Below are 657 nucleotides of genomic sequence, written 5' to 3' on the forward strand. Positions count from 1 at the left end.
CTCCGCACCGGCATCTGCCCCGGCCTCGCCAGGAGCAGAGTCGCCCGTGTCGTCCCGGCCTTCCTCGAAGCCCCCGGCATCCCGCGCGTTTTCGGCGTGGTCGGCGGGGTCGTCGGCGCTCTCCGCACCGGCATCTGCCCCGGCCTCGCCAGGAGCAGAGTCGCCCGTGTCGTCCCGGCCTTCCTCGAAGCCCCCGGCATCCCGCGCGTCTCCGGCGTGGTCGGCGGTGTCGTCGGCCTGGCCCGGCTCGTCAGTGCTTCCGGCAGGGTCGGGGACGTAGTCGCTGGGGGCGCTGTCGCCGAGGTCTGCGAAGTGGTCGCTGACCTCGTCGGCGGCGGCCGGGGCAGCGGGGTCTTGGGTGGCCGGGTCGGTCTCGTCGGTGGCCGGGGCAGCGGGGTCTTCGGTGGCCGGGTCGGCGGGGTATGGGTCGTCGGTGGGGTCGGTGGTTTCGGGGTCGGTGGGGAGGGATTCGGCGCTGACCACGACGAGGAGCTCGGCGGCGATCTTCTGCTCCAGCAGGGCGATCAACGCGTCCGCCTGACGTACCGTCAGCGGGCGGTCATCCCCCTGCGCCCTCAGCTTGGCATACGCCTGCAACAACGCCATCAACCGGGCGCCGGCCTCACGCGGCAGATAGAACTCCCCTTCCACGCCGCC

General features: G+C 73.2%; 1 pseudogene. It reads right to left on the bottom strand.

Annotation, left to right across the window (positions count from 1 at the left end):
* A pseudogene (locus HCK04_RS40445) lies at nt 1–657 on the bottom strand (hypothetical protein); the annotation flags it as partial.

The organism is Microbispora sp. CL1-1 (genome assembly GCF_012034195.1).
GTDB lineage: Bacteria > Actinomycetota > Actinomycetes > Streptosporangiales > Streptosporangiaceae > Microbispora.